Source organism: Pseudofrankia coriaricola (assembly GCF_001854805.1).
Taxonomy (GTDB): domain Bacteria; phylum Actinomycetota; class Actinomycetes; order Frankiales; family Frankiaceae; genus Pseudofrankia.
On sequence record NZ_MBLO01000235.1, the window covers coordinates 144,438 to 160,759 of the forward strand.

General features: G+C 73.5%; 14 protein-coding genes. 13 read left to right on the forward strand and 1 reads right to left on the reverse strand.

The features are described from left to right. The first annotated feature begins 293 nt into the window (after positions 1-293). The 9 genes from BCD48_RS30940 (at position 294) to BCD48_RS30980 (ending at position 9,878) form a co-directional block, all read left to right on the forward strand. A complete protein-coding gene (locus BCD48_RS30940) occupies positions 294-1,583 on the forward strand; it encodes an MFS transporter (protein ID WP_071051917.1) in 1,290 nt (429 codons plus the stop codon). A 294-nt stretch (positions 1,584-1,877) separates the two neighbouring features. Continuing rightward, entirely contained in the window at positions 1,878-3,050 is a 1,173-nt protein-coding gene (locus BCD48_RS30945; RefSeq protein WP_083419460.1) for a low temperature requirement protein A, read from the forward strand. A 563-nt stretch (positions 3,051-3,613) separates the two neighbouring features. After that, a complete protein-coding gene (locus BCD48_RS49865; RefSeq protein ID WP_131804134.1) occupies positions 3,614-4,159 on the forward strand; it encodes a hypothetical protein in 546 nt (181 codons plus the stop codon). Positions 4,160-4,308: 149 nt separating this feature from the next. Next, positions 4,309-4,944, forward strand: a complete 636-nt coding sequence (locus BCD48_RS30955; protein WP_071051967.1) for a GNAT family N-acetyltransferase — start codon at positions 4,309-4,311, stop codon at positions 4,942-4,944. 188 nt (positions 4,945-5,132) lie between these two features. Further along, positions 5,133-6,071, forward strand: coding sequence for an ABC transporter ATP-binding protein (locus tag BCD48_RS30960; RefSeq protein WP_071051919.1), 939 nt, complete (start codon positions 5,133-5,135; stop codon positions 6,069-6,071). Then, positions 6,068-6,916 carry a hypothetical protein gene (locus tag BCD48_RS30965; protein WP_071051920.1) on the forward strand — a complete coding sequence of 283 codons (849 nt, stop codon included), beginning with the start codon at positions 6,068-6,070 and terminating at the stop codon, positions 6,914-6,916. The genes BCD48_RS30960 and BCD48_RS30965 overlap by 4 nt, the downstream gene beginning before the upstream one ends. A 177-nt stretch (positions 6,917-7,093) precedes the next feature. After that, the gene (locus BCD48_RS30970) at positions 7,094-8,437 is read left to right on the forward strand and encodes a sensor histidine kinase (protein ID WP_071051921.1); all 1,344 of its coding nucleotides are present in this window, start codon (positions 7,094-7,096) and stop codon (positions 8,435-8,437) included. Then, positions 8,434-9,111, forward strand: coding sequence for a response regulator (locus BCD48_RS30975; protein ID WP_071051922.1), 678 nt, complete (start codon positions 8,434-8,436; stop codon positions 9,109-9,111). Before BCD48_RS30970 ends, BCD48_RS30975 begins: the two co-directional genes overlap by 4 nt. A gap of 68 nt (positions 9,112-9,179) precedes the next feature. Continuing rightward, positions 9,180-9,878, forward strand: a complete 699-nt coding sequence (locus BCD48_RS30980; RefSeq protein ID WP_241842128.1) for a response regulator transcription factor — start codon at positions 9,180-9,182, stop codon at positions 9,876-9,878. Positions 9,879-9,887: 9 nt separating this feature from the next. On the opposite strand, the gene BCD48_RS30985 is transcribed toward BCD48_RS30980, so the two are convergent. Further along, positions 9,888-11,174 carry a HAMP domain-containing sensor histidine kinase gene (locus tag BCD48_RS30985; RefSeq protein ID WP_071051924.1) on the reverse strand — a complete coding sequence of 429 codons (1,287 nt, stop codon included), beginning with the start codon at positions 11,172-11,174 and terminating at the stop codon, positions 9,888-9,890. 178 nt (positions 11,175-11,352) lie between these two features. Here BCD48_RS30985 and BCD48_RS30990 point away from each other — a divergent pair, with 178 nt between their 5' ends. From BCD48_RS30990 to BCD48_RS31005, 4 genes are read left to right on the forward strand one after another with little or no spacing between them, the layout of a single operon-like run. Then, a complete protein-coding gene (locus tag BCD48_RS30990) occupies positions 11,353-12,033 on the forward strand; it encodes a hypothetical protein (protein ID WP_071051925.1) in 681 nt (226 codons plus the stop codon). A gap of 14 nt (positions 12,034-12,047) precedes the next feature. After that, a complete protein-coding gene (locus BCD48_RS30995) occupies positions 12,048-12,737 on the forward strand; it encodes an ABC transporter ATP-binding protein (protein ID WP_241842129.1) in 690 nt (229 codons plus the stop codon). 50 nt (positions 12,738-12,787) lie between these two features. Further along, the gene (locus BCD48_RS31000) at positions 12,788-13,618 is read left to right on the forward strand and encodes an ABC transporter ATP-binding protein (protein WP_241842130.1); all 831 of its coding nucleotides are present in this window, start codon (positions 12,788-12,790) and stop codon (positions 13,616-13,618) included. Next, on the forward strand, positions 13,615-16,275 hold the full coding sequence (locus BCD48_RS31005; RefSeq protein ID WP_071051926.1) for an FtsX-like permease family protein: 2,661 nt from the start codon (positions 13,615-13,617) through the stop codon (positions 16,273-16,275). The genes BCD48_RS31000 and BCD48_RS31005 overlap by 4 nt, the downstream gene beginning before the upstream one ends. Positions 16,276-16,322: the final 47 nt, after the last annotated feature.

A 16,322-nucleotide genomic window follows, 5' to 3' on the forward strand; every position in this document is an offset into this window, starting at 1 on the left:
TCCTCGCCCGAGATCTCCGGCCGAACCAGCGAGTTGAAGCGCGCCAGGCGCCGACCGGAAACCCGCGACCGAGACGAACCCATCAGTGATCCTGGGGACAACGGCCGCCGGGTGTGCGAAGGAAGATCATTTTCGCACACCCTTTGGCCCTCTAGCCGGACAGATCACCTGGATCCTGGAGGAGTCCGGTCCCCGCTGGCGGCCGAGCCACGGGATCCCGCGACGGCCGCCCGAATCCGTGCCGCCCGGCTGGGTCGGCCCAGCCGGGCGGCACGCTGCGAGGATGTCCTCCCGTGGCCTGGTTCGATCGGTTCGAGGCGCTGCGCGTCGACACGACGCCGCTGCGCACCTCGCGTGACTTCCGCCTGCTGTTGACGGCCGGCACCGTCTTCTACCTCGGTGGCATGGTCACCTACGTCGCCGTTCCCTACCAGCTCTACGCCCTGACCCACTCCAACGCCATGGTCGGCGCCGTCGGCGCGGTGGAGCTCCTTCCCCTGCTCGTCTTCGGCCTGTACGGCGGGGCGCTGGCCGACCATGTCGACCGTCGCCGCCTCCTGGTGCGCAGCGGCCTCGCGCAGGCGGCCGTCACGGCGGTGCTCGCGGCCAACGCCTTCCGGGGCCATCCAAGCACCTGGGTGATCTTTGTGGCGGCCGCGGCGCTGGCGAGCACCAGCAGCCTGCAGCGGCCCTCCCGCGAGGCGCTGTTCCCGCGCACCGTCGCCCACGAGGAACTGCCCGCGGCGAGCGCGCTCGACAGTATGGGCCTGCAGGCCGGCATGCTCGCCGGCCCGGCCCTCGGCGGCCTCCTGGTGGCGTATGCGGGCATCGGCTGGTGTTTCGTGATCGACGTGTGTGGCCTGCTCATCGCCAGCCTGCTGTACACGCTGATGCGCCGCTACCCGCATCGGGTCGAGACGACACCCCCGAGCCTGGCCGCGGTCGCCGAGGGTCTGCGTTACGCCCTGTCCCGTCGGGACCTGGTCGGCACCTATCTGGTCGACGTCGCCGCGATGCTGCTCGCGATGCCGGTGGTGCTCTTCCCCGCGCTGGCTGAGCGGACGTTCCACCAGCCGCAGCTGCTCGGCCTGCTCTATTCGGCCGAGACGGTCGGGGCGCTGGTCGCGACGGCGCTGTCCGGCTGGACCAGCCGGGTGCACCACCACGGCCGCGCGATCGCGGCGGCCGCGGCGGTGTACGGGCTGTGCATCGCGCTCGCGGGTGTGATGCCCACGCTGTGGCTGGTGGCCTGCGCCCTGGCCGCGGCCGGCGCCGCCGACATGATCTCCGGCGTCTTCCGCTCGACCATCTGGAACCAGACCATCCCCGAGACGATGCGCGGCCGGCTGGCCGGCATCGAGCTGCTCTCCTACTCTCTCGGCCCGCTCGGCGGGCAGGTGCGCGCCGGTGTCACCGCCGATCTGTGGAGCGTCCGCGGGAGCATCACCTCCGGCGGCCTGGCCTGCGTCGTCGGCGTCGGCGCGACGGCGGCCTGGCTGCGCGACTTCCGGTCCTACGACGCGCGTACCGACCAGCACGCCGTCGCCGAGCGCGCGACGCGCGCCGCCGCCGGAGACCGGTGACGGATCCCTCAGAGCCGACGGCTCCCGAGTCTGTTTTGTGCATGCGCAGACCGTGATCAATCTGGCTTCTCGCCTACGGAGCGCGGCGAAGATCGCTGGCTGGGTATGCTCGGCCGCATGGGTCAAGACCCGGCTTCGCGGGCACCGTCCTCGGCGGATCCAGAGTCGCGGCCACCGTTCCCGTCGTGGGCGGGGCCGGCCGGGCCGGGCGAGGCGGACGCCCGGCTGGCGCCCGGCCCGGGGAGTGGCGGGGATCCCGTCGGCGACGTGGCGGTCCCGGGGCCGAGGGTTCCGGTGGGGACCTCCGAGCTGGTCATCCCGGATATCCGGCTGATCCGCAAGCGGACCGGCGGGGAGCATCGCGCGACGTTCTTCGAGCTGTTCTTCGACCTCGTCTACGTCTTCGCGGTCACGCAACTCTCGCACTACCTGCTCGCGGACCTGAGCTGGGCGGGCGCCGGCCGGGCCACCTTCCTGCTGGTCGTCGTCTACTGGGCGTGGAACTACACGACCTGGATGGCGAACTGGTTCGACCCGAGCACGGTCGCCGTCCGCCTGGTGCTGGTGTTCGTCATGCTGGCGAGCCTGCTGATGGCGGTCGCGGTTCCGGAGGCGTTCGGTGAGCGCGGGCTCCTGTTCGCGGCCAGCTACGTGGCGCTGCAGATCGGCCGCAACGTCTTCGTCGTCGCCGTCACCCCCGCCGGCGCGTTCCACCGTAACTTCGAGCAGATCCTCGCCTGGAGTGTGCTGTCGGCGCCGCTGTGGATCGTGGGCGGGTTCGTCGACGGCGGCGCGCGCTGGGCGCCGTGGGGAGCCGCGCTGCTGGTGGACCTGGTCGCGCCGCTCGTCCTGTACTGGGTTCCCCGGATGGGGTCGACACCCACCAGCCAGTGGCAGGTCGACGGCAACCACTTCGCCGAGCGCTTCCAGCTGTTCGTCATCATCGCGCTCGGGGAGAGCATCGTGCTGGCCGGGGCGACCGCGTCCGAGTCGGATCTCACCGCCGCGGTCGTCGTCGCGCTCGGCGTCGCGTTCCTCCTGTCGACGGCGCTGTGGTGGCTGTACTTCGGCCAGGTCTCCGAAGCCGTGGCGCGGCGGATCGGCCGCAGTGCGCCGACCGAGGCCGGCCGGCTCGGTCGGGACGTCTACACCTACCTGCATCTGCCGATCGTCGCCGGCATCGTGCTTTCGGCCGTCGGTCTCGAGCTGGTGATCGCCCACCCTCACGACGAGCTGCACCTGGCGGGCGCCCTGGCGACCTGTGGAGGCCCCGCCCTTCTCCTCGCCGGCCTCGCGGCCTGCTGCGCGCGGGTCGGCCGCCGCCGGGCCTGGTGGCCGCTGGCGGTGGCGGTGGTCATACTCGGCTGCGCGCCGCTCGTCGCCGGCGTCGCCAGCCTGACGGCCGTGGGAGCCCTCACCGCCGTTCTGATCGGCGCCGCGGCGGTCGAGCAGGCCCGCTCGGACTGAGAGCCTCTCCCATTCGGGAAGTCGAGTTCCTCATTACGGGACCACGCCTGCCGCGGTGACCTGCCAGCCAGGTGGCTGACGCGTGGCCGGCCCCACCCGGCCACGACCAGCGCAAGGCGTCCGAAGACACGGGAATACTGCTACTCGCCTGTGCGAGTAAGCGACGCGGGAACCGTGTTCGAAATCGCCCGGAGCCGCCGGTCTCGCCATCTGGTGTGGCGGTCCGTCGCGCCGGTGAAACCTTCGCGCGAACCGCGGGAGGCTCACCGCCGCTTCCGCATCGACAGTATCGCCCAGGAATGAGACAATTCGCGCGGCCCCACATGGAGCGAGCGCCGCGCGGCTCACCGGGCGCGCGCCGGCCGTGTCGGGTTCCTGACATGGTGAGGTCCGGCCCGGATTCCTTGCCCACATATTCGTCGGGCCTATTCTGCCGTCCGGCGTCCCGCAGATCCGAGCGGAAAGCCGGCGCGGTGGCGACGTCGGCCCGCTGGCCTGATTCGACGCGAGCGTCGCTATTCGTCGTCCGTGCCCAGGGGCACGGGATGAGGAGGTATCCGAGGATGCTGGCAGCAGTAAGGACGAGAAAGGCGCGCTGGGCATTGGTCCCGGCGCTGCTCACGGCGTCGTTCGCGCTCATCGCGAGCGGGGGCGGTGCCGCTCAGGCCGGCGGCGTGCCGAGCGCGACCTGCCCGAGCGGTACCCGGGTGAACATCACCATCCCTGAGGCGGGCGCGCCGGTTCACCCGGCCGTGCACGTCGACACCGGCTTCTACGCGCTGAGCGGGTTCTTCTGGCCACCAAGCACGCTGATAGCCTGCCGCACCTCGTTCAAGGCGGGCCATCCGGTCGTGCGCCCGGGCGGTACCGGCTGCCACCAGGGCGCGCTGCCGCTGCAGATCCCAAGCGAGCTACCGACGGACCTCTCGACGGCTGTGGCGGTCGACTGGGGGACGTTCCTGCCGGGCGGCTGGTACTTCGGTGGTAGTCGCGGCCCCGACTGGGCGACCGTCTGCTGGTATGCGCGACAGCCGGCGAACGACGGCACCCCCGCCGGCGCGCCGACGACGGGTACGCCAGCCATCGCGGCGGCATCGGTACCCAGCTGACACGACCACCCGGGCGGCCCGGTGCCCGACCATGAGGCCGAGGCCGACGGCTTGGGTCCTGGGCAGCCACCGGCCGCCGCGGCTCCGCCCGCGGAGTGTCCGGAAACCCGGCCGCCGCCGCGGCGGCGACGCTCCTTAGGGTCGCCGCCATGACCTCACCCGGCGCCGCGTTCCCCAGCCCCGCGTTTCCCGGCCCCGCGCTCGGGCCGCTCCGGCCGAGCTACCCGGTGGAGACCGAGCGGCTGCTGCTGCGCCCCATCGACCCCGTCGGGGATGTCGACGGGATGCACGCCTACCGCTCCCGAGCGGATGTCTGCCGCTACATCCCGCCGGAGCCGATGGACCGGGCGCAGATCGCCGAACGGCTCGCCAACCCGGACTTCTCCCGGGCGGAGCTCGACCGGGAGGGGCAGGCGCTCACGCTCGCCGTCGTCCTCAAGGAGACGGGGGAGCTGATCGGCGATGTGGTCATTTTCTGGCGCAGCACTGAACACCGCGGCGGTGAGATCGGGTATGTCATCAACCCTGATCACCACGGCAACGGTTACGCGACGGAGGCGGCACGGGCACTGCTGGCGCTGCTTTTCGACGAGTTCCGGCTGCACCGGGTGACCGCCCGCATCGACGCCGAGAACCCCGCCTCGGCGGCGGTGCTCACGAAGCTCGGAATGCGGCGGGAGGCGGTGCTGGTGGAGAACGAGTGGTTCAAGGGCCGGTGGAGCACTGAGATCGACTTCGCGATCCTCGACCGGGAATGGCGCGCCCTGCGAGGCCAGGACGGCTGACTCCTTATCGCCGATGAGTGAGCTGTACCGGCCGCGGGAGAAGTCGACGGTGTCTCGCCGGGTGGTACGACGGTACTACCCGCCGGTCGGATTTCCCCCCGCGGTACCACGGACCGCGCGGGTCCCGCTTCTAGCGTCGCGGATAGACGCGCCGGACGGACCGGCACGGTCCGGAGCGGGGATGGGCGATGATCGAGGCACACCAGCTGACGAAACGGTATGGCGAGAAGATGGCGGTGGACCGGCTGGACTTCGCCGTCCGGCCCGGGACCGTCACCGGCTTCCTGGGACCCAACGGCTCGGGCAAGTCCACGACGATGCGGATGATCATTGGGCTGGACGCCCCGACCAGTGGCACCGTGAGCGTCAACGGCCGCCGCTACGCCCAGCACGGCGCCCCGTTGCAGGAGGTCGGGACGCTGCTGGAGGCTAAGTCGGTCCATCCCGGCCGTTCCGCCTACAACCACCTGCTGGCGCAGGCGTACACCCACGGGATCCCGCGCCGGCGCGTGGACGAGGTGATCGAGCTGACCGGGCTGCAGGCGGTGGCGACGAAGCGGGCCGGCAAGTTCTCACTCGGCATGGGACAGCGGCTGGGCATCGCCGCGGCACTGCTCGGCGACCCGGCGACCGTGATGCTCGACGAGCCGGTGAACGGCCTGGACCCCGAGGGCGTCCTGTGGATCCGCAACCTGCTCACCGGGCTGGCCGCCGAGGGACGCACGGTCTTCGTGTCCTCGCACCTCATGAGCGAGATGGCGCTGGTCGCCACCCACCTCATCGTCGTCGGACGCGGCCGGCTGCTCGCGGACACCACCGTGCAGGACCTGGTCCGCGACGCCGGCGGCGACACGGTGCAGGTGGCCTCGGCCGACCCCGGCCGCCTGCGCGAGATCCTGGCCGGCCCCGGCATCGAGATCACCGGCCGAGCGGGCTCCGAGGAACTGCGGGTGACTGGCATGTCGGCCCGCGCCATCGGGCTGCGGGCCGCCGAGCACGGCATCGCCCTGTTCGAGCTCACCGCGAGGACGGTCTCGCTGGAGGAGGCGTTCATGGACCTGACGCGGGACGCCGTGGAGTACCACGGCACCACCGCCGCCGGCGCGACGATCGAGCGGGCGGCATGACCACCATCACCTCGGCCCCGGCCTCGGCGTCGACTCCCGCCCGGCCCACCCGCCCGGCCTACAAGGTGACCGGGCCACGGGTGCTGCGCTCGGAATGGGCGAAGCTGTGGTCACTGCGCTCCACCTGGATCGCGCTCGGCCTCGGCGTGCTGTTCCTGGTGGCGTTCGGCCTGATCGCCGCGGCCCGGTACAAGTCGGTGATCACCTCCGGGCAGCGCCTGGACCCGGACTGGGCCGACTCGACCGCCGTGAGCCTCTCGCTGTTCGGCACCGGCCCGGCCCAGTTGGCACTGGGCGTGCTGGGCGTCCTGGTCAGCGCCGGTGAGTACACCACCGGCATGGTCCGCTCCACACTGGCGGCCGTACCGCGTCGGCTGCCCGTGCTGTGGTCCAAGTCCGCTGTGTTCGGCCTGATCGCGCTCGTGGCCGCCACCGTCAGCGTGGTGGTGACCTTCCTGATCGCCAGCGGCATCGTCTCCGGTACGCGCGCGGCGATGACGATCTCGGATCCGGGCGTGGTGCGCTGCCTGCTCGGGGCGGGCCTCTACCTCGGCCTGGTCGGTGTCATCGGCGTCGCGCTGGGCGCGGTGCTGCGGTCGGTGGCGGGCGGCATCGCGGTGCTGGTCGGCGCGCTGATGCTGGTCCCCGGCCTGATCTCGCTGCTGCCGTCGAGCTGGCAGGACAACATTGGCCCGTACCTGCCGAGCAACGCCGGCCAGTCGATGTTCGCGCTGACCCATGACGCCACGAGCCTGTCGCCCACGGCTGGGCTCGTCGCCTTCGTCGGCTGGACGGTGCTCGCGCTGGCCGGAGCCGCCTATCGGCTGGTCCGCACCGACGCCTGACCTCGTCGCGGGGTTTCCCGAAGGATCCGCGTCCGCGGATCCTTCGGGCGCCTGCAGGCAGGCGCTGGCGAGCCTCGCGGGTTCACGGCCTACCGGCGGGCACAGCGTCCTCGCGTACGGTCGGCGCGGTGCCCGGCGCCGTGCCGGCACGTGCCGTCGACAGGGCAGGTGATATCCATGAGCAGCGAAAGCCTCGCGGGGGTGGAGGTATCGCCGGCCCGGCCGCTTGCCGCGACCCACCCCCTGCCAGGGCACCCGCTGATCGCGTGGCTGGTCCGCGCCGGCCACCGCCTTCGGCGGATGGACCGAAACCATCCGTGGGTCCTCGACACGTCGGTGATGGCCGCGGTCTTCCTGGTGTTCGGCCTACCGGGTCTCGTGCACGACGGGGACGGCCCGCACCCCTCCGACGAGCCAGGCGAGCTGGCGATCACCTTCAGGCACCTTCCGGTGGCGGCCACGCTGGCGTTGCAGGCCGCTCTGCTGCTGCCCCTGCTGTGGCGCCGCCGGGCACCGTTCGCGGCGTTCGCGGCGATCGCGGTGGTGTTCCTGCTGCACTGGTTCCTCGGAGCGTTCCTGCGCGCCGACGTGGCGCTATTCGTCGCGCTGTACAGCGTGGCCCTGCACGGACGCTTCCGGCAGCTGCCCTGGGCGTGCGCGGCCGCGGTGGGCGTGCTGGTGCTGGTGGCCATCCGGGTGTCCGCCGCGGCATCCGTGTGGGAGGTGCTGTTCTTCCTGCTCAGCACCGCCACGGCCGCGATCGCCCTGGGACTCACGGTGCGGATCCGCCGCGCCCAGCTCGCCGGCCTGCGCGAGCGCGCGGCCAGCCTCGAGCTCGAACGCGACCAGCGCAGCAAGCTGGCCGCCGCCACCGAACGCACCCGGGTGGCCCGCGAGATGCACGACATCATCGGCCACAGCCTGTCCGTCATCGTCACCCTCGCCGACGCCGGCGCGTACGCGGCCGAGACCCGCCCCGAACGAGGCACCGAGGCGCTGCGGCTCGTCGGGGATACCGGCCGCCAGGCGCTGGGTGAACTGCGCCGCCTGCTCGGCGTCCTGCGCGAGCGGTCCGACGCGCCCGAACTGAGCCCCCAGCCCCGGATCGCCGACATCGAGGCGCTGTGCGCCCGTGTCCGGGAGGCCGGGCCGGACGTCGTGTACCGGTCCGGTGGCGACCTGGACGCGCTGGACCGCGGGGTGCAGCTGATGGCGTACCGCATCGTTCAGGAGGCCCTCACCAACACCCTCAAGCACGCCGATCCCAGCGCCCGGGCCCAGGTGACGCTTGCGGTGGAAGGGACGCGGTTGCGGATACGTGTCCACAACACGGGGCCGCCCGATGGCGCCGGGCAACCAGGGCCGGCGCCCGAGGAAGGACACGGCATCGCCGGCATGCGGGAACGAGCAGCCCTGTACGGCGGCACCGTCACCGCGGGCGCCGCCGTCGACGGTGGCTGGACCGTCCAGGCGGTCCTCGACGTAACATCGCTCCCGGGCGGGGCAGGCGGCCTGGCATGACCACCGTTCTCATCGCGGACGACCAGCCCCTGCAGCGCTATGGCTTTCGGATGCTGTTGGAGGCGGCGCCCGACACGGAGGTGATCGGCGAGGCCGCGCACGGAGCCGAAGCCGTGCGCCGGGCGGCCGAACTGCGGCCCGACGTCGTCCTCATGGACATCCGCATGCCAGGGATGGACGGCATCGAGGCAACCCGGCGCATCATCGCGACCGGCGGCCGTTCCCGCGTCCTCGTCCTGACCACGTTCGACCTGGACGAATACGCCTACGCGGCACTGCGCGCGGGGGCCAGCGGCTTTCTGCTCAAGGACGCCCATCCGGAGGAGCTGCTGGCCGGGATCCGCGCCGTCGCCTGCGGCGATGCCGTCATCGCGCCCGCCCTCACCCGGCGTCTGCTCGACGCCTACGCCCACCACCTGCCGGCGAACCCGGCCGCGCCGCGCAGCCAGGACGATCCCCGTTGGCAGGCCCTGACCGATCGCGAGCGGGAGATCCTGGTCGCGATCGGGCGTGGCCAGACCAACGGCGAGATCGCCGAGCGCCTGGTGCTGTCGGAGTCGACCGTCAAGACCCACGTCGGCCGGGTGCTGGCGAAGATCGGCGCGCGTGACCGCATCCAGGCTGTGATCTTCGCGTACGACCTGGGCCTGAACCGGCCGCCCGGGGCCGTGTGACCGCGGGGTGACCGCGGGGTGGTAACTGGTTGTCGTCGGCGAGCGGCGGCTGAAGCGGAGGACAGTGCGTGGTGGCGGAGCTTCTGGTGGTGGAGGACGACGCGACCATCGGTGGTGCGCTCGAGGCCGCCCTGCGCTCGTACCGCCACTCGGTCACCCTGGCACCGACGGGTGCCGACGCCATGACCGCGGTTCGGCGCGTCTCCTTCGACCTCGTTCTGCTCGATCTGGGGCTGCCGGACCGGGACGGCATCGAGCTGTGCCGCGACATCCGGGCTCGGCTGCCCGGATCGGTGATCGTGATCCTCACCGCCCGGGATGAGGAGATCGATGTCGTCGTCGGGTTGGAGGCGGGGGCCGACGACTATCTGACGAAACCGTTTCGCTCGGCCGAGCTCGCGGCGCGGATTCGCGCGCATCTGCGGCGCGGGAGCGCGATGGTCGCGGCTGCGCGGCGGCTGAGCGTCGGCGCGCTGCGCGTGGACGGGCCGGCCCGGCGCGCGTGGCTGGCCGAGGTCGAGATCGAGTTGCGGGCGAAGGAGTTCGACCTGCTGGCGCGGCTGGCGTCCGATCCGGGCCGGGTCGTGACGCGCGACGCGTTGATGCGGGACGTGTGGGACGAGCACTGGTTCGGGTCGACGAAGACGCTGGACGTGCACGTGTCGGCGCTGCGCGCCAAGCTTGCCGCCGCGACGCGGCAGGCGGCCGTGCCCGCGCCCGAGATCGTGACGGTGCGCGGCCGCGGGTACCGGATGGAGCCCGTGTAGGCGACGTGCTCAGGGGCCGTCGTCGTCCGCGGCCATGAACAGCGTGAAGGTCGGCGGCGCGCGGTGGGTCACGGTGAGCCGGGCGCCCTCGGCGAGCGCGAGACTGCGGGCGAGCGCCAGGCCGATGCCGGTTCCGGCGGCCCGCGTCGAGCGCCGGCTGAACAGGTCGGCGGTCTCGCCGGCCAGCGCTCGCCCCTCGTCGCTGACCTCCAGCGCGACGGAACCGGCGATCTCGCGCAGGCGGACGGTGACCGTGCCACGGCCGTGGGTGCTGGCGTTGTCGAGCAGGACCTCGGCGATCTGACGGGCACAGGCGTGCGACATGCGCGGCTGGGCCGCGTCCAGTAGCGGCAGCACCCGCAGCGGCCGGCCGCGCGCCGCGAGCGGGCCGTGCCATCGCTGCCGGATCTCCTCAAGCAGACGGGTGAGGTCGACCGGATCGCCGCCGCGCGCGGTGTCGCGGGTGAGGGCGAGCAGGTCGCTGATGGTGACGTCCAGGCGGTCCGCGGCGGCCAGGGCGGTGGCGAGGGCCTGGTCCCGGTCGGCGTCCGGCTCGGCGGCGGCGGTCTCGAGCGTGAGGCGCAGGCCGGTCAGGGGCGTGCGCAGCTGGTGGGACAGATCGGCGGCGAAGGCGCGCTCGCGTTCGAGCAGGGTTCCCAGGCGCCCAGCGGTCTTGTTCAGCGACGCGGCCAGCGAGTCGAGCTCGGCGATGTCGCTGCCCGCCGCGCGGACACTGAAGTCCCCGTCGCCGAGCCCGTCCGCCGCCGCGCGCAGCGCCTCCACCGGCCCCGCGAGCCGGTGGGACAGGCGTCGTGCGAGGAACCAGGCGGCGGCGAGCGCGGCCGCTCCCAGAACCGCCATCGCGGCCCAGGCCAGCCCGATGCGCTGGTAGGCGTCGGCGCGGCCGACGGTGGCGAGCACGGCCCCGGAGACGGCGTCGCCGTCGCTCACCGGGACCGCGACCGCGTAGCTCCCGTCGAGGACGGCGGAGGCGCCGTGGCCGGCGAGCGCGCCCCCGACGATCGGCGGGGCGAGGACCGGCCCGGCGCCGTACACCCGGCGGCCGTCGACGCGGTACACGCTGATCCGGGCATCGGAGTCGGCCGAGAGGGTCGGCGCGGACCCGACGGTCAGGTCGCCGGTCACGGCGACCGCGGCGGTGTCGGCGGCCCGCTGCAGCTCGCTGTGCTCCTGACTCACGACATACAGCGCGACCGCCACGGCGAGCGGGACGGCGAACAGCCCGATCGCCACCGCCGCCGACCGTACGGCCAGGGCGACCACCCGTGCGCGCACGCTCACCTCCGTCGGGAACCGCCAGCCGAGGGCTACGACGCTATGGCCAGCGTCGCGCACCGGCGGCCGGTGCCGCGTCCGTTTGCCAGCCGCTTACCCTCGCCGAGCAGTCGCCTTCCCCAGCCCTGCCTAGCGTCGCTGCCCGAGGCATACGACGACCGAGGAAAGGGGCCAGGCGATGGCGTTGGCGCATCCCAGGCGGGCACGGATCGCGGCGTGCGTGGCGACCGCCGCGCTGGCGGTGACCGCATGTAGTTCCAGCGGTTCCACGCCGACAGCAGCCCCCTCGCCAGGCGGCTCAGTCACCCCGGCAACGGTCGCGCCCGCATCCTCGACGCCCGGCGGCGGCTCCGGCTCCTCGATACCGGCCGCGCCCGAGACGGAGTCCAACCCCGCCGGCGACATCCCCGACTCGCAGGCGTTCGTCACATACGCGCCGGCGGGCGCGCCCTACAGCGTCGAGGTTCCCGAAGGCTGGGCCCGCACCACCGCGACGGGCGGCGCGACGTTCACGGACAAGTACAACATGATCACCATCACGGTCGCGAAGGCCGCGCCGAGCGACCCGGTCGCCTACGCGAAGGCGACCGAGCTGCCCGCCGTCCAGGCCGCCAGCCAGGGCTTCGCGGACGGCAAGGTCGTCGGCACTGTGCGGCGCAAGGCCGGGCCGGCGGTGCTGATGACCTACCGCGCCTACTCGCCCCCGAACCCGGTCACGGGGAAGGTGGCGGTCGAGGACGTCGAGCGCTACGAGTTCTTCCAGGCCGGAACCGAGGTGGCCCTGACGCTCGCCGGACCCGTCGGATCGGACAACGTCGATCCGTGGCGGCAGGTCACCGACTCGTTTCGCTGGCGCTGAGAGCCGAGGCCGTCGTGACCGCGTCGGTGGACGCCCGCCCGGATCCCGTCGTGCTGCGGGCCGCGTCGTTGTATCGCTTCTTCCGGGCCGGCGACGAGGAGACGCTGGCCCTGCAAGGCGTGTCGCTCGCCGTGGCGCCCGGGGAGATCCTGGCCGTGGCGGGCCCGTCCGGCTCGGGGAAGTCGACGCTGCTGGCCTGTCTGGCCGGCATCGACGAACCCGACGGCGGCACGGTCACCGTCGCCGGCCGCCGCCTGAGCCATCGCCTCGAAGCCGAGCGGGCGCGCCTGCGCGCCAGTCTCGTCGGACTGCTGTTCCAGAGTGCCAACCTGCTGGCGCACCTCACCGTCGCGCGGAACATCCAGCTCGTGCGCCGGCTTGTGCGCGGCCCGGTGGCCACGCCGGTGGACGATCTCCTCGACCAGCTCGGCATCGGCCGTCGCGGCGGCGCCTACCCCGCCGAGCTCTCCGGCGGCGAGCTGGCCCGCGCCGGACTGGCGGTCGCCCTCGCCAACGACCCGGTCGTGCTGCTCGCCGACGAGCCGACGGGCGAGCTCGACCTCGCCACCGAGCGCGCCGTCCTCGAGCTGCTGCGTGCCCGCGCCCGCGCCGGTCTGGCGGTCGTCATCGCCAGTCACAGCCCAGCGGTCGCGGCCGCGGCCGACCGCACCGTGTCGCTCACCGACGGAAGGCTCGATCCGTGACCCACCAGGACGTACCAGCCGGAGGGGGGCGAAAAGGCATGAAACCCGACGTGAGCATCACGTCGGCCGGTGGTCCGTCGACCGATCCAACGTCGACCGCCGCGCCGTCGATGGACGCGGGGCCTGCCAAGGCGGGGCTGGTCGACACCACGCTGGCCGAGACCTCGCCCAAGCGGACCGTTCCCCAGCAGGCCGTCCTGGTGGACTGTCACGAGCTGGCGTGCACCTTCGGCGCGGGGCCGTCGGCAGTCGTCGCCGTCCATGGCGTGAGCGTCCAGATCCGGCCGCGCGACCAGATCGCCGTCACCGGACCGTCCGGTTCGGGCAAGTCCACCCTGCTGCACCTGCTCGGCGGCCTTGTGCCCCCGACGGCCGGGACGATCAGCTGGCCCGGCCTCGGCGGTCACCCGCTCGGTTCTCCCGGACGTGTCGGCACCATCTTCCAGGCGCCGAGCCTGATCCCCTCGCTCGACGTCGTCGAGAACGTGATGCTGCCGCTGCTGCTGGCGAACACCGACCCCGCCAAGGCCACCCGGCGGGCACACGCCGCCCTGCGGGCCGTGGACATCGGCTTCCTCGCCGCGCGGGTGCCGGACGAGCTCTCCGGCGGACAGGCCCAGCGGGTCGCCGTCGCCCGCGCGTTGGCATGCCGGCCCCGCCTCATTCTCGCGGACGAGCCGACGGGACACCTGGACCACGCCACCGCCACCGCGCTCCTCACCGCGCTGCTCGCCGCCTGTGAGCAGACCGGCGCCGCCCTGCTGATCTCCACGCACGACCGGGCCATCGCCGGCCGGCTGTCCCGACAGTGGGTCATGCGCGACGGCGGCCTCGTCACGGCCAGCGCGGCGGCCGATCCCGCCGGGCAGGTGACGAGATGATCCGCCTCTGGCTCCTCGGCTCGCTGCGCCGCCGCGCCGGCCGGCTCGTCGCCGCCGCGCTCGGCGTGGCGATCGCCGTCGCGCTGCTGGCCTCGCTGGGCGCGTTCCTGACGCACTCGAAGGCGACGATGACCTCCCGCGCGGTGCACGGCGTCTCGGTGGACTGGCAGGTCCAGGTGCAGCCCGGCGCCGGCACGGGGGAAGTCGAACGGCTCCTGCAGGACACACCCACCGTCGCCGCGTCCGTGCCCGTCGGGTTCGCGACCAGCACCGGGCTGTCAGCCGACACCCAGGGCTCCACCCAGACCACCGGGCCGGGCGTCGTGCTGGGCCTCGGCGCGGGCTACCAGCGGACCTTCCCGGGCGAGCTGCGCCTGCTCGCCGGCATGCTGGACGGGCCGGTGCTCGCCCAGCAGGCCGCGGCGAACCTGCACGCCGGGCCGGGGGACGTCGTCACCATCGGCCGGGCCGGGCTGCCCCCGGTCCAGGCCCGGATCGCCGGCGTGGTCGAGCTGCCGCTGGCGGACTCGCTGTTCCAGGTGGTCGGCGCCCCCCCGACCGCGCAGCGGGCCGCTCCACCGGACAACGTCCTGCTGCTTTCCCAGGACGAGTGGCAACAGGACTTCGCACCGCTGGCCGCGGCTCGGCCGGACCTGGTGACGACCCAGTTCCATGTCGCCACGGCCCGCGCGCTGCCCGCCGACCCGGCCGCGGCCTACACCGCCGCGACCCGGGCCTCGAACAACGTCCTCGCCCGCGCCGCCGGCGCCGCGATCGTCGGCGACAACCTGGCCGCCACGCTCGACGCCGCCCGCCAGGACGCCGCCTACGCCCAGGTGCTGTTCCTGTTCCTGGGGCTGCCCGGCGCGATCCTCGCGGCCCTGCTCACCGCCGTCATCGTCGCGGCGGGCGGCGATCGGCGCCGCCTCGAGCAGGGACTGCTGCGGGCGCGAGGCGCGACGGCCCGGCAGCTGACCCGGCTGGCCGCCACGGAGGCGGGCGTGGTCGCCACGCTCGGCGCCGTACTGGGTCTCGCGGCGGCCGCGCTGGTCGGAGTGGCCGCCTTCGGGACCGTCCGGTTCGGAACGACCACCGGTGCCGCGCTCGCCTGGGGCGCGGCGGCGGCCGGCGCGGGACTGCTCGTCGCACTCCTCACGATCCTGGTCCCCGCCGGGCGCGACGCGCGGGTCGTAACCGTCGCGGCGTCCCGCCGGCGGCTGGCCGCGCCGCGGTATCCGCTGTGGGCGCGGTACGGCCTCGACGCCGTGCTGCTGCTCGTCGCCGGCCTGGTGTTCTCGGCGACCAGCCGCAACGGGTACCAGCTGGTCGTTGCCCCGGAAGGGGTGCCCACCCTCTCGGTCTCGTACTGGGCGTTCGCCGGCCCGGCGCTGCTCTGGCTCGGCGCGGGCCTGTTGGCGTGGCGGGTCAGCGACCTGGTCCTCGGTCCCGGGCGCCGGGTCGTCGCCGCCGCGCTGCGCCCGTTCACCGGCCGGCTGTACGCGACGATCGCCAGCGGCATGGCCCGGCAGCGCCGCCCGCTGGCCAGGGCGGTCGTGCTGCTCGCCCTGGCACTGTCCTTCGCGGTCTCGACCGCCGTGTTCAACGCCACCTACCGGCAGCAGGCCGAGGTCGACGCCCAGCTCACCAACGGGGCCGACGTCACCGCCACCCCCGTGCCGGGCACGACGCCGCCCGCGGGCCTCGCCGACCGGCTCGCGGCCATCGACGGCGTGCGCGCCGTCGAACCGATCCAGCACCGGTTCGCCTACATCGGCCCCGACCTGCAGGACCTCTACGGCGTGCGGCCGGGCACCATCACGCGCGCCACGGCGCTGCGGGACGCCTACTTCCGCGGCGGCACCGCCGCCGACCTGATCCACCGGATCGCGACCGAGCCGGATGCCATCCTCGTCTCGGCCGAGACGGTCAAGGACTACCAGCTCTCGCCGGGTGACCCGCTGACCCTGCGGCTGCTCGAGGGAGGCTCCGGCCGCCAGGTTCCCGTCCGGTTCCGGTACGTCGGCGTCGTGACCGAGTTCCCGACGGCGCCGAAGGACAGCTTCTTCGTCGCCAACGCCGACTACGTCGCCCAGCGGACCGGGAACGGCGCCGCCGGAGCGTTCCTGATCGACACCGGTGGGCACCACACAACGGCGGTGGCGCACACGGCGGCGTCCCTGCTCGGGTCGGCCGCCACCGTCACCGACATCGCGACCGTGCGGGGGAGCGTCGGCTCCAGCCTGACCTCGGTCGACCTCGCCGGCCTGACCCGCGTCGAGCTCGCCTTCGCCCTGGTGCTCGCCGCGGCCGCCGGCGGCCTGGTCTTCGGGCTCGGCCTGAGCGAGCGCCGGCGCACCGTCGCCCTGGCCACCGCGCTCGGCGCGCGTCCGCGGCACCTGCGCGCCATGATCCTCAGCGAGGCGGCGGCCGTGTCCATCGGGGGGCTGGTCGCCGGCGTCGCGACCGGCGCCAGTCTGTCCCTCATGCTGGCCAAGGTCCTCACCGGCGTCTTCGACCCGCCGCCGTCGGCGCTCGCGGTGCCCTGGGCCTACCTTCTCGGCGCCCTCGCGGCCGCCGTCGTCACCCTCTTCGGCGTTGCCGTCGTGGCAAGCCACCTCGCTCGCCGCCCCGCCCTGACCCTGCTGCGGGAGCTGTGAGGACGGCCACGGCGCCGTCGACGCCGGCTCCCGACGCCGGGCCTCGA

Excerpts from the sequence above, each read along its gene's own strand:
- BCD48_RS30965 (WP_071051920.1), top strand. The coding sequence starts at position 6,068 with ATGACCACCATCACCTCGGCCCCGGCCTCGGCGTCGACTCCCGCCCGG.
- BCD48_RS30975 (WP_071051922.1), top strand. The coding sequence starts at position 8,434 with ATGACCACCGTTCTCATCGCGGACGACCAGCCCCTGCAGCGCTATGGC.
- BCD48_RS31005 (WP_071051926.1), top strand. The coding sequence starts at position 13,615 with ATGATCCGCCTCTGGCTCCTCGGCTCGCTGCGCCGCCGCGCCGGCCGG.
- BCD48_RS30960 (WP_071051919.1), top strand. The coding sequence starts at position 5,133 with ATGATCGAGGCACACCAGCTGACGAAACGGTATGGCGAGAAGATGGCG.
- BCD48_RS30990 (WP_071051925.1), top strand. The coding sequence starts at position 11,353 with ATGGCGTTGGCGCATCCCAGGCGGGCACGGATCGCGGCGTGCGTGGCG.
- BCD48_RS30970 (WP_071051921.1), top strand. The coding sequence starts at position 7,094 with ATGAGCAGCGAAAGCCTCGCGGGGGTGGAGGTATCGCCGGCCCGGCCG.
- BCD48_RS49865 (WP_131804134.1), top strand. The coding sequence starts at position 3,614 with ATGCTGGCAGCAGTAAGGACGAGAAAGGCGCGCTGGGCATTGGTCCCG.
- BCD48_RS30955 (WP_071051967.1), top strand. The coding sequence starts at position 4,309 with ATGACCTCACCCGGCGCCGCGTTCCCCAGCCCCGCGTTTCCCGGCCCC.